Annotated in this window: 12 protein-coding genes and 1 pseudogene; 6 read left to right on the top strand and 7 right to left on the bottom strand. The window is 70.5% G+C overall.

Features of this window, described 5'->3' with window-relative positions; genetic code table 11:
- Positions 1-365 precede the first annotated feature (365 nt).
- The gene (locus KBZ04_RS08560) at positions 366-1,907 is read left to right on the top strand and encodes a phytoene desaturase family protein (RefSeq protein ID WP_254991531.1); all 1,542 of its coding nucleotides are present in this window, start codon (positions 366-368) and stop codon (positions 1,905-1,907) included.
- Between the two features lie 11 nt (positions 1,908-1,918).
- On the opposite strand, the gene KBZ04_RS08555 is transcribed toward KBZ04_RS08560, so the two are convergent.
- Positions 1,919-2,368 carry a DUF2721 domain-containing protein gene (locus KBZ04_RS08555; protein ID WP_254991530.1) on the bottom strand — a complete coding sequence of 150 codons (450 nt, stop codon included), beginning with the start codon at positions 2,366-2,368 and terminating at the stop codon, positions 1,919-1,921.
- Positions 2,369-2,446: 78 nt separating this feature from the next.
- Between KBZ04_RS08555 and KBZ04_RS08550 the strand changes: the two genes are divergently transcribed.
- The gene (locus tag KBZ04_RS08550) at positions 2,447-2,863 is read left to right on the top strand and encodes an OsmC family protein (protein ID WP_254991529.1); all 417 of its coding nucleotides are present in this window, start codon (positions 2,447-2,449) and stop codon (positions 2,861-2,863) included.
- Here the strand turns inward: KBZ04_RS08550 and KBZ04_RS08545 are convergent.
- Entirely contained in the window at positions 2,805-3,482 is a 678-nt protein-coding gene (locus KBZ04_RS08545; protein ID WP_254991528.1) for a hypothetical protein, read from the bottom strand. The genes KBZ04_RS08550 and KBZ04_RS08545 overlap by 59 nt on opposite strands.
- A gap of 156 nt (positions 3,483-3,638) precedes the next feature.
- Between KBZ04_RS08545 and KBZ04_RS08540 the strand changes: the two genes are divergently transcribed.
- The 4 genes from KBZ04_RS08540 (at position 3,639) to KBZ04_RS08525 (ending at position 6,780) form a co-directional block, all read left to right on the top strand.
- Positions 3,639-5,168 (top strand): carboxypeptidase M32, encoded by a 1,530-nt coding sequence (locus KBZ04_RS08540; RefSeq protein ID WP_254991527.1) that lies wholly within the window; start codon positions 3,639-3,641, stop codon positions 5,166-5,168.
- Between the two features lie 54 nt (positions 5,169-5,222).
- Positions 5,223-5,810, top strand: a complete 588-nt coding sequence (locus tag KBZ04_RS08535) for an inorganic diphosphatase (RefSeq protein WP_254991526.1) — start codon at positions 5,223-5,225, stop codon at positions 5,808-5,810.
- 48 nt (positions 5,811-5,858) lie between these two features.
- Positions 5,859-6,467 carry a L,D-transpeptidase gene (locus KBZ04_RS08530; protein WP_254991525.1) on the top strand — a complete coding sequence of 203 codons (609 nt, stop codon included), beginning with the start codon at positions 5,859-5,861 and terminating at the stop codon, positions 6,465-6,467.
- A gap of 142 nt (positions 6,468-6,609) precedes the next feature.
- Entirely contained in the window at positions 6,610-6,780 is a 171-nt protein-coding gene (locus tag KBZ04_RS08525) for a hypothetical protein (protein WP_254991524.1), read from the top strand.
- On the opposite strand, the gene KBZ04_RS08520 is transcribed toward KBZ04_RS08525, so the two are convergent.
- The 5 genes and pseudogenes from KBZ04_RS08520 to KBZ04_RS08500 form a co-directional block, all read right to left on the bottom strand.
- The gene (locus tag KBZ04_RS08520) at positions 6,726-8,765 is read right to left on the bottom strand and encodes a chloride channel protein (RefSeq protein WP_254991523.1); all 2,040 of its coding nucleotides are present in this window, start codon (positions 8,763-8,765) and stop codon (positions 6,726-6,728) included. The genes KBZ04_RS08525 and KBZ04_RS08520 overlap by 55 nt on opposite strands.
- Positions 8,740-9,693: a hydroxymethylbilane synthase gene (hemC, locus tag KBZ04_RS08515; protein WP_254991522.1), complete on the bottom strand. Its 954-nt coding sequence runs from the start codon at positions 9,691-9,693 to the stop codon at positions 8,740-8,742. Before hemC ends, KBZ04_RS08520 begins: the two co-directional genes overlap by 26 nt.
- 107 nt (positions 9,694-9,800) lie before the next feature.
- Entirely contained in the window at positions 9,801-10,214 is a 414-nt protein-coding gene (locus tag KBZ04_RS08510) for a DUF1824 family protein (RefSeq protein ID WP_254991521.1), read from the bottom strand.
- Complete coding sequence (locus tag KBZ04_RS08505; RefSeq protein WP_254991520.1) at positions 10,120-10,875, bottom strand: phosphatase PAP2 family protein; 756 nt, start codon at positions 10,873-10,875, stop codon at positions 10,120-10,122. Before KBZ04_RS08505 ends, KBZ04_RS08510 begins: the two co-directional genes overlap by 95 nt.
- Positions 10,872-11,753, bottom strand: a pseudogene (locus KBZ04_RS08500) (glycosyl transferase family 39); the annotation flags it as partial. The gene KBZ04_RS08505 and the pseudogene KBZ04_RS08500, both read right to left, overlap by 4 nt.

The raw sequence follows: 11,753 nt of genomic DNA, 5'->3' as shown, positions 1-11,753 counted from the left end.
CATCAGCGAAAAGATGCGCGCCAGCAGCAGCACCATCACCACCATCGTGGGGAACAGCAGCAGCGGCGCCTGCTGGAGGCTCCAGTCGGCGACCCACCAGAGGGCCGCGTAGGGGATCACGGTGTTGGCGATCTGCCAGGCACCGCGCAAATTCGAGCTGTCCATGAAGGACTTCAGCTCAAAATCGCCGCGCTTGGGCTGTCGTGCCACTGCGCGATCGGGCAGGGTTGTTGGGGAGGATCCCTGCGCCAATGCAGACCTTTGTTTGATGGTTCGCGCGATCCTAGGCAGGGAACCAGCGTGGCGTTCGCCGTCGTGCCGAAAGGATTCTGAATAGGATCTGCAGCGGAAATGCTGCGCCCAAGGTGAGCGACCTGATCGTCGTGGGCAGTGGCCTGGGCGGGCTGTGTGCCGGCGCCATCGCTGCCCGCCATGGGCTGGAGGTGCTCGTGCTCGAGGCCCACACCACCCCGGGCGGCGCGGCCCATGGCTTTCGCCGCGGACCCTTTCACTTCGAATCCGGTCCATCGCTCTGGAGCGGCCTGGGGCGCTGGCCCAGCACCAACCCCCTGGCCCAGGTGCTGCGGGCGGTGGGGGAAACCCTGCCCGTGGCCACCTACCGCGATTGGGGCCTGTTGCTGCCCGAGGGAGCGCTGCGGGTCGGGGTGGGGCAGGGTCCCTTCCTCGCCCTGCTGCGGGAGCTGCGCAGCCCGGCGGTGGCCGAGGAATGGGAGCGCTTCCTCACGGCCCTGAAACCCAGCTGCGACGCGGCCCGCTCCCTGCCCCTGCTGGCCCTGCGGCCCGGGGCGGGGCTGGCCACCACCCTCGGCGGCGGCAACGCCCTGCGCCTGCTGGGCCAGGCGGGGTGGCTGGCCAGCCTCGGGGGAGCCTTCGGGCCGATCGCCCGCCGCCACCTCCGTGATCCCTTCCTGCTCCACTGGGTCGAGCTGCTCTGCTTCCTGATCTCGGGCCTGCCCATGGACCAGACCAGCGCCGCCGCCATGGCGACCCTGTTCGGCGAATGGTTCGAGCCCGACGCCGGCCTCGACTACCCCATCGGCGGCAGTGGGGCCGTGGCCGGGGCCCTGGTGCGCGGCATGGAGCGCCACGGCGGCCGGCTGCGCACCCAGGCGCCGGTGGCGGAGATCCTGGTGGAAGGGGGTCGGGCCGTGGGCGTCCGCCTGGACAACGGCGAGCGCCTCACGGCGCGGCGGGGGGTGATCGCCAACACCAGCCCCTGGGATCTGCTTCCCCTGCTGCCGGAAGCGGCGGTGCCCCCCCGCTGGCGGCGGCGGCAGGCGGCCACACCGGCCTGCGCCAGCTTCCTGCACTGGCATCTGGCCCTGCGCGGCGACGACCTCGACCACCTGCCGATCCACCACGTCTGGGTGGGCGACTGGCAACGGGGCATCGGCGCCGAGCGCAACATGGTGGTGTTGTCGATGCCGTCCCGGCTCGACCCGTCCTGCGCCCCGCCGGGCCACCAGGTGCTGCACGGCTACACCCCGGCCAACGAGCCCTGGGAGCTCTGGCAGGGGCTGGAGCTGGGCAGCGCCGCCTACGAAGCCCTCAAGCTGGAGCGCTGCGCCGTCTTCGGACAGGTGCTCTCCCAGGTGCTGCCCGACTGGCAGGAGCGGGTGGTGGTTGAACTGCAGGGCACTCCCCTCACCCACCGCCGCTACCTGCGGACGCACCAGGGCAGCTACGGCCCGGCCTGGCCGGCCAGCGGCGGCCCCTTCCCCGGCGGCACCACCCCGATCGAGGGGCTGGTGCTCTGCGGTGCCGGGGTGTTCCCGGGCATCGGCGTGCCGCCGGTGGCGGTGAGCGGCGCCATGGCCGCCCACCGCTTCGTGTCGGCACGCCAGCAGCGGCAACTGCTGGAGGAGATCGGCCTGACGGACCTTTAGGACGCCGGCGCTCAGAAGTGCCGCAGCGCCTTGTTGCCCAGCTGCACCTCGCGCAGCAACAGCAGCACCGCCGTCATCAGCGAACCCATCGCCAGCACGAACAGCAGGGCCACCAGGGGGGTCAGGTCGATCGTGGCCACGGTGCTCAGAAACAGCACCATCACCACCGTCGCCACCAACAGGAAGCTGGTGGTGGCCGAAGCGAAAGCCGCCGAAGCCAGGGTCATGCGGCGGCGGTGCAGCAGGAGCTCCCACTGCAGCTCCCGCGACCGGGCCACGCTGGCGGCCGGATCCCGTTCCTTGATCACCCGGGCCCGGTCGATGATGCGCGACAGGCGGGTGGTGATCACCCCGAGCAGGCCACTGATGCCCGCCAGCAGAAACACCGGCGTCACCGCCAGCCGGATCGTCTCCGCCAGCCCCACGGAGTTGGGGTTGGCCACCAGCAGGATCAGCGGCAAGGATCCACGGCGCGCTGCAAGCAATTTAGGCCGACCGCCCCTGCCAGCCTGCTGCTGCGTCTGCCCACCTCGCCCGCCATGACCACGATCGTCTGCCGCTACGAAGGAGCCCTGCGCTGCGCGGCGGAGCATGCCGCCTCGGGATCGCGGCTGATCACCGATGCCCCCGTGGACAACCAGGGCAAGGGGGAGGCCTTCTCCCCCACCGACCTGGTGGGCACGGCCCTGGCCACCTGTCTGCTGACAGTGATGGGGATCGTGGCCGAACGCCAGGGCATCCCCCTGGAGGGCGCCTCGGTGCGGCTGGAGAAGGGCATGAGCAGCAGCGGCGAACGCCGCATCGCCCTGCTGGAAGCCTGGATCGACCTGCCGGCAGGCCTCGCCTCCGAGCAGCGGGACCTGTTGATCCGGGCGGGAGAACGCTGCCCGGTCAAGGTCAGTCTGGAAGGCTGCGTGCCGATGCGGCTGCACTGGACTGCGGCGGCGGCGGGCTGAGGGTGACCCCCACCTCCAGCTGCTCGAGGGGCGCCTCAGGATCCGCCGGCACCATCAGCACCATGGTGCTGGCGGCGGGCCGGGTGCCGGGCTGCTCCTGAAGGATCTCCAGGGCCACCATCGTCTTGCGCCACTGCAGGATCTTCCCCTCCAGCAGGGCCACGAAGTCGTCGCAGGTCCAGCGGGCCCCCTCCCCCCGGCAGGGGTAACGCTCCAGCACGTCGAGGATCTCCATTTCCCGCAGCGGCGCCGCGTCGGCCGGATCCCACACCAGCAGATAGTTGCCGTCGAGGGCGTTGGCCTCCAGCAGGCTGGCCTCACTGGCCAGCAGGGTGTCGAGGGCCATCTCATCGTCGTCCCGCTCGATGGCGGTGAGCAGGGCCTCCAGCACCAGCTGGGTGTCGTCGTCGAGCTGGTCGCAATGGACCGTGAGCAGGCCCGTCACCGCCAGTTCGATCTCCCCCAGCGGCAGCACCATCGTCAGGGCCCGCAGGATCGCGCTGAGCACGTCGCCGGCTTCGCCGCTGCCGGGCTGGTCGTCGAGCACCAGATCGGGGTCGGCCATGAACCGTTCGATGGCCGCAAGCACCAGGGCCTGCTCCGGAGAAGGGGGATGCATCGATCCGGCCGCAGACGTCAAGTAGCACCACCATGGCGCCGCCAGCACCGGGTCGGCACGGGCGTTGTGCGATTCAGAGCGGGGCGGGGTCGCGGCCAGCCGGCTCCCTGAAGCTCCCTGCGGCGCCATGCTGGCCCCACCGGCTCGACCGATCCCATGCCCGCAGCGGCACCAGCCCTCGACCAGCTCCAGCGGCACCTGCACACCACCCGCCTGCTGGGCTCGATCAGCAGCACCCTCTACTACGACCAGAACACCGTGATGCCCGCCGCCGGCGCCGCCTGGCGCGGCGAGCAGCTGGCCCTGCTGGCGGCCCAGCTGCACGAGCGCCAGAGCAGTGCGACCTACGCCGATCTGGTGGCCGCCGCCGAAGCTGAGCTCACGGCCGACGCCCCCCCGCAGCGGCGCCGCAACCTGCAGCTGCTGCGCCTGGAACTCGATCGCCAGAGCTGCCTCGATCCGGCCCTGGTCACTGCCCTCGCCCGCGCCCAGTCCCATGGCAATGCGGTCTGGCAGCAGGCCAGGGCCGCCAACGACTTCGCCGCCTTCGCGCCGGCCCTGCGGCAGCTGATCGCGCTGCGCCGCGAGCAGGCCGGCCAGCTGGTGGCCGCCGAGCCCGTGGCCCGCAGCCCCTGGGAAATCCTGGCCCAGCCCTTCGAACCAGACATCAGCAAGACCCGGCTCCAGGAGCTGTTCGCGCCGCTGTCGGCGGAGCTGCCCGGCCTGCTGGAGCAGGTGGCGGCCGCGCCCGCCCCTCGCCAGCCAGCGCCGTTCGACCTGCCCGAAGCCCTGCAGGAGAGCCTCTGCGCCGAGCTGCTCGACGGCTGGGGCTACGACGGCCGCCGCTGCCAGCGCTCCCGCTCCGCCCACCCCTTCTCCTGCACCGTGGGCCCCGAGGACTTCCGCATCACCACCCGGGTGGTGCGCGGCCAGCCTCTCTCGGCGTTCCTGGCGACCGCCCATGAATGGGGTCACTCCCTCTACGAGCAGGGCCTGCCCCGCAGCGACGACCATTTCTTCCCCTGGCCCCTGGGGGAGGCCACGTCGATGGGGGTGCACGAGTCCCAGTCCCTGTTCTGGGAATGCCGGGTGGCGCGCAGCCGCGCCTTCGCCGAGCGCTGGCATCCCCGCTTCCACCAGGGCCTGGGGTCCGACCCCTGGGGCGGTGTTCAGGGGTTCTGGCGGTCCTTCAACCCGCTGCGGCCGGGCCTGATCCGGGTGGAGGCCGACGAACTCAGCTACAGCCTCCACATCGTGCTGCGCTTTGAGCTGGAGCTGGCGCTTCTGGAACAGGAGTTGCCGGTGGAGGAACTCCCCGGGCAATGGAACCGGCGCCTGAAGGATCTGCTGGGCCTGGTGCCGCCGACGGACGCCGAGGGCTGCCTTCAGGACATCCACTGGGCCGAGGGCCTGTTCGGCTATTTCCCCTCCTACGCCCTGGGCCATCTGATCAGTGCCCAGATCTCCGAGGCCCTGGAGCAGGAGATCGGCCCGATTGAAACGCTGGTCGCGGCGGGCCAGGAGGCCGCCCTGCGGGAGTGGCTCGCCAGGAGCCTCTGGCCCCTGGGCCGATCGGTCAACGCCGAGCAACTGGTGCAGCAGGTCACGGGCCGGCCGCTGGGTTCGGACGCTTTCCTGACCTACCTGCGCGCCAAGGTGGGCCAGCTGGTGGGCGAGGGGGGCTGAAGCAGGGCTGCCCGGGTCCACTGCCTAAGATGCCGCCGCCGAAAAGCCCCCACCATGGCGAACATCGACCACGCCCCCAGCCGCACCATGCTGAACCTGCTGCATGTGCTGCCGGCCTTCGCCGATGAGGCCGAGCTGCGCGTCAACGCCATCGTGGAGCTCAACTCGAACACGATCAACAAATACGAGCTGATCACCGAAACCGGGCACCTCAAACTGGATCGGGTGGGCTATTCCTCCCTGGCCTACCCCTTCGCCTATGGCTGCATTCCCCGCACCTGGGACGAGGACGGCGACCCCCTCGACATCGAGATCGTCGGCGTCACCGAACCCCTGGTGCCCGGCAGTCTGGTGGAGGCCCGCATCATCGGCATCATGTGCTTCGACGATGGCGGCGAAGTGGACGACAAGGTGATCGCCGTGCTGGCCGACGACAAGCGCATGGATCACATCACCAGCTACACCCAGCTCGGCGAGCACTGGCTGAAGGAAACCCAGTACTACTGGGAGCACTACAAGGACCTGAAGAAGCCCGGCACCTGCAAGGTCAACGGCTTCCACGACAACGGCGAAGCCGTGCGCATCATCAAGGAATGCGAAGATCGCTACATGACCGTCATCGACTCCCGTCTGGTCGACTGACAACCCCCACCACCGCCCCCGGGCGGCTTCCCTGATCCCGCTCCAGCCATGTCGCGTTCCCTCGTCCTTGCCCTGCTTCTGACGACCGGAGGGAGCGCCGCGATGGCCTCAGGGGCCCCGGCCATCGCGCCGGCCACGGCCCCGGCCGTGGCGCCGGCTGTTCAGGTGCCGGCGCCCACCACGGCTCCGGCCAGCCCGGCCCTCGCCACGCCCACACCGGCAACCCCGACGCCGGCCAAGGCCGCCGTCACCAGCACCAAGGAAATCGTGCTGGAGCTGGGCAAGCGCACAATCAGCCTGCGGGACAACGGCAAGGTGATCGGCAGCTGGCCGGTGGCCATCGGTGATGCCGCCACCCCGACCCCCAAGGGACGCTTCCAGGTGGAGGTCAAGGTGGTCAATCCCCAGTACCAGAGCACCGCGAGCGGCAAGGTCAACCCCACCAAGGGCCCCAATGGCCCCCTGGGCGACCGCTGGATCGGCTTCAAGCGCAGCGGCCTCAACCAGTACGGCATCCATGGCACCCCGAGTGCCTGGGCCTGGACCGTCACCTCCCGCTCCGCCGTCACCAACGGCTGTGTCCGGATGCTCACCCCCCATGTGCGCGCCCTGTTTGACCAGGTGGACGTCGGAACGCCGGTGGTGGTGAAACCCTGAACCCTGAAGGGTGATCCCGGCCTAACGAACAGCGACCGAAAACATTCTGGAGATTGGTCTCGAAGGGTTTGATGTCTGGGTGCAAACACCTAATCTCAAAAAACCGATCCCGAGCGGCACCCTTCCAGGCCGTCCTATTTCCATGTTCGACTCCGGCTCCCACCCCACCACCGACCAGCTCAACAGCACGTCTCTGAAGTGGGGCAACGACGGAGAGCTCTCCGAACTGGATCTGCAGCGCATTCTGGGGCTGCTCTCTCAGGTGGACCCCGTCGCCGAGGCCCTGATGGAGGGCCGTTCCGAAGCGGCCTGAAATCGGCGCGCCTGGGCCCTGGCCATGCCATCGCGGCTGGCCATGCCCCGAAGCCTGCTGACGGGAAGACCACCGGCAGGCAACCCATGGGGCAGATGGTCCCCGGCACTCCCCTCCAGCGCGAAGACGGGCACCTGCCGCAGACCATTGGGTCTGAGCTGATCTTCGAGGCGGTCAAGGTTCACCCCCATCGGCAGCCACACCAGTTCGGTGCGGATGCAGTCCGCCAGAGCCAGGGGTTCCTGGCGCTGCACTTCCGACGAGAGGCCCCGCTGCAGGTCGCCGATCGTCACCAGCCCCAGGGCCTGGCCGGCCTGCTCCACCAGGAGGCAGTGGCCGTGACTGTCGACCAGCCTGGCCAGGGCGTCTGAGGCCGTCATCGCCGCCGGCAGCACCAGGGGCGCCTCCGGCTCGAAGGCCTCGTCCACGGCCATGGCCGCCAGCTGGCTGCGGCGTCGCTCCTCCAGAAGATCGGGTCCCATCAGACCGGGATCATGGATGCCCTGCCAGCGCTCCACCAGGGCGGCGCTGAGGCCGGCGGCCGCCATCAGCGGCAGCACGATGCGGATGTCGCGGGTGAGCTCGAACAGCAGCAGCAAGGCGGTGAGCGGCGCCCTGGCGCTGCCGGCCAGCACCGCCGCCATGCCGACCATGGCATAGGCCGGAGGTTCGGCCACCGGCAGGTTGAGGGCACCGCTGCCCAGGGCCTGGCCATAGCAGCTGCCCAACACGGCTCCCAGGAACAGGGAGGGCGCAAAACCCCCACCCACGAAGCCTGTGGCGTTGCTGACGGTGGTGGCCACCAGCTTCACACCGATCAGGGCCACCAGGGTCAGCAGGGGGATGCCGCCATCGCGGCCCAGCAGCGCCTCGATCGTGTCGTACCCGACGCCCAGCACCTGGGGGAACACCAGGGCCATGGCCCCGAGCGCGGCCCCGCCCAGGGCCGTGGGCATCCCCGGGGGCAGACGCCGCACCACGGACTGGACCCGCTCACCCCGACCGGCCGCCAGCAGCCGGATCAGCAACCATGACATCAGGCTGGCCAGCAGGCCCAGCCCCAGATAGAGGGGAAGCTCCAGGGGCGAACGCACGTCATAGGCGGGCAGGCGCAGGATCGGCGTGTCGCCGAGGCACAGCTGGGTGACGAGCGCGGACGCCACCGCCGCCACCAGAACCGCCCGCAGGCTGGGGCGTCCGGGGATGGCGCTGTAGCTGCCCTCGAAGGCGAAGAACACCCCGGCGATCGGCGCCTTGAAACCGGCCGCCAGACCGGCCGCCACCCCGGCCCCCACCAGGGCCTTCTGGGCCTGGGGGGAGAGGCGGCCCTTCAGCGCCACCCACAGGCCGATGTTGCCGCCGCCCTCCACGCTGGGGCCCTCCGGGCCAAGGGAAGCCCCACTGCCCAGGCTGAGGGACGCCGCCACCAGCCGCAGCCAGGGCAGGCGCGGCTCGCCGCCCTGGCTGCCATCGGCGATCGCCATCAGGCTGGACAGACCCGGACCGATGCTGCCGGCCACATGGCGCAGCAGGCCCACCGCCAGACCCCCCAGGGTCGGCACCACCACCACCGGCCAGAGAGCCAGCCAGTCGGGCGGGGTTGGCAGGCTGATGGGCGTGGGTTCGGGCGGTGGCGGCGGCGCCGTCGCCAGCAGGCCGATGCCATCAAGACCGAGCTGCAGCAGGGCCCGCAGGGGAGTGCCACTGTCGGGCGCCAAGGGCGGCAGGTCGATCGACGGCAGGTCGGCGGGGGAAGCGGGCGAGGAGCGCCCGATCACCAGCAGGCCCTCCACAAAGGGGCCGAACAGAAAATTGTTGATGAAGCCCAGCAGTTCGTGGAAGGCCACCACCGCCAGGCCGGTCAGGGTGCCGACCAGGGCCGCCCAGGCCAGCAGGTTCCATTGGAAGGGCAGGCCGCGCAGGTCGGCCTCAGGCCCTGGGGCCCGGTGGCCGTTGGCCTCAGCTTCCGGGACGGACGGTGGCAAAGATCTCCTCCAGGATCTCCCCGGCCCCCTGGGCCCGCAGGGTCTCCGCCAGCGCCAGGCCGATCGCTTCAGGATCGCTGGCCGGGCCGCGGCAGCTGTCGCGCAGCAGGCGCTGGCCGTCGATGCTCGCCACCATGCCGGTCAGCACCAGCTTGTCGTTCTCGAAGTGGGTGTTGACGCCGATGGGCACCTGACAGCCCCCCTCCAGACGGCGCAGGAAGGAGCGCTCGGCCAGGCAGCGACGGGCCGTCGGCAGATGCTCCAGCACGCCGATGGTGTCCATCACGGCCTGGTCACCGGCGCGGCATTCGATGCCCAGGGCCCCCTGACCCACCGCATGGAGCGAAATCGAGGGATCGATCAGTTCGTGGATGCGCTCGCCCAGGCCCAGCCGGGTGAGACCGGCGGCCGCCAGGATCAGGCAGTCGTAGACGCCGGCATCGAGCTTCTCCAGCCGGGTGATCACGTTGCCCCGCACGTCCTTGAAGAGAAGGTGGGGGTAGTGGTGACGCAGCTGGGCCAGGCGCCGCAGGGAGCTGGTTCCCACCACGCTGCCCTCGGGCAGGGTGGCCAGGCTGAGGTCCCGGTGCCGCTCGTGCACCACCAGGGCATCGGCAGGATCCTCCCGCTTGGTGATGCAGCCCAGGATCAGCCCCTCCGGCAGGTTGGTGGGCAGGTCCTTGAGGCTGTGCACGGCGATGTCGGCCCGGTCGACCAGCATCTGGGCCTCGAGTTCCTTGGTGAACAGGCCCTTGTCGCCGATCTTGGCCAGGGCCACATCGAGAATCTTGTCCCCCTGGGTGGCCATCGCCTCAATCGTGATCGCCAGCTCGGGGTGGGCCCGGGACAGTTCGTCCCGCACCCAGTGGGTCTGGACCATGGCCAGCTGGCTGCGGCGGGAGGCGATGCGCAGGGTGGAGCTGGCCATTGGACGCTTCGGGCGGCAGCGACGGCTGCCAGGTAACAGCCGCCCAGCCTAGGGACCGGCCCGTCCCTGCTTCCGGCCGGCGGGCGGAACGTGATCAGCTGATGGGATCAGGCGAACAGATCCAGCGGCAGGGGGCCCCAGGTGTCCTCGGCGGCCGGATCGGTGCCCTCTTGGCCGGTGATCAAGACCCCCTCGCCGAGCCCGTCCTCCCGGCGGACATGGAACAGTCCCGTGCGCTGGTTGCCCTTCAGGAACACCGGGCCGGACTCTCCGGCCTGCTCCCCGTCAGCGGCCTCCGCAGGCCGCAGGGCCGGCCAGTCCAAGGCAGCCTCGAGCTGCCGCAGGACCGCCACGGCCGACGACGACGAGGGAGCCATGATGCCGACCGTGAACCAGCCACAGGCCGCCAGCAGAGGGAGGAGCTCCTCACGCAGCTGGCGGGCCTGATCCCCGTCGAGCTGAGGGGCTGATCGGAGTCCCCTCAGAGCGTCCAGGCCGGAGGAGGGCAGGTCGGAGGTCAAGGGATCGCAGCGGTCGAACCGTCCCACTCTGGAGGTGCGCGGCGACGGGCTCCCGCCAGAAGGCCAGACACACCGTCAGCCAGGACAGGCCAACGGAGGCACCCGCCACCAGATCCGTGGGCCAGTGGGCGCGCACGTAGAGGGTGCTGAGCCAGACCAGGCCCACCAGCAGACAGGCACCGACCATGAGCAGCCGGCGTACGCGGGGATGGTGGGAGCCCAGGATCACCACCATGGCGAAGTAGAAGGCCACGGCCCCGGCGGCATGGCCACTGGGGAAGCTGTGGCCATCAAGCGGCAGCAGGCTGCCGGGGGGGCGATTCCGGCTGAACAGGGGCTTGAACACCAGATCCACCAGGATCAGGATCCCTCCGGTGGCCATGACCAGCAGGCGCAGGTCCTTCCACCAGCGGCGCAGCACGAGGTGGATCAGCGCCATCGCCACAAGAACGGCGGTGAAGCCCACTCCGGTGGCCCGATACACCTGGGTCAGCCCATCCCCCACCCAGCCATGGAGGTGGTCACCGATCCAGTCCAGGAGCGCCTCATCCAGCAGCGCCAGCGGCCGGCCAGGGGCCACGGCCTTGAACAGCCCCACCAGCAGAAGGAGGCAGGCGGGCAGAAGCAGCTTCTCCCGCGGCAGCAGACGGAAGCTGATCACGGCAACAGATGGCGGCGGGGCACCCGCCAGAGGGCCAGTTCCCCCGAGCGGGACAGACGTTCGAGGCCCTCGGTGGGCAGGGCCAGCGCCTCGAGATCGCGGCGATCGCCCAGCAGCCGAACCGAGCGGCTCGCCGGGGTGAGCGAGAGGGCGGCAGGACCCTGAAGTGCCAACTGGTTGATGTGATGGCGATCAGAGACGAAGACGGCCTCCGGCTCGCCGTAGAACAGCAGGCTGTAGCGCTTGGTGCCGACGATGAACAGGGGCTCACCGGGCTGGGCGGCGCCCTGGGCCGTGCGCGCCATCTGGCGCAGGGGGGCCTGACGCTCGCGGTCGAGGAGGGGGCCTAAGGGCGCGATCACCAGGCCCAGCACCGCCAGGAAGCCGGCCAGGCTGGGCAGCCAAAGCCAATCGCTCGCCGCCGGCCGAAACAGCAGCACCACCAGGGCCAGGGCCGTGAGCCCCAGACACAGGCTCAGCATCAGGGGCAGTCCGGAGCTGGACAGGGCCGCGCCGAACGCCGGATAGGCCGGATCGCTTGCCACCCACCTCGGGGCCAGGGCCGCCGCCACCGCCATGGCGGCGAGCAGCAGCACCTCGAAACCGGCGGTGATGCGCACCCCGGTCCTGCCAACGACCACCTGGGGCGATGAGGAGGCCCCGGGCAGGGGGCGCCACAGCAGGGCCACCAGCAGGCTCGCCGCCGGCAGGGACGGCAGGATGTAGCCGGGCAATTTGGTGGCGGCCGCGGAGAAGAAGGCCACCACCAGCACCAGCCACAGCAGCAGGAACAGGCCCAGTTCGGCCGGGGCGCCACCGCCCCCCGAACGGTTCCCCGCCGATCCCGATCGCCAGCGGCCGGGCTGCCAGAACCCCTG

This window comes from Cyanobium sp. N5-Cardenillas, from assembly GCF_024345515.1.
In the GTDB taxonomy this organism is placed as follows: Bacteria; Cyanobacteriota; Cyanobacteriia; order PCC-6307; family Cyanobiaceae; genus Cyanobium.
Note: the sequence above shows the minus strand (reverse complement) of the source record. Positions and strands in the feature narration are given on the sequence as shown.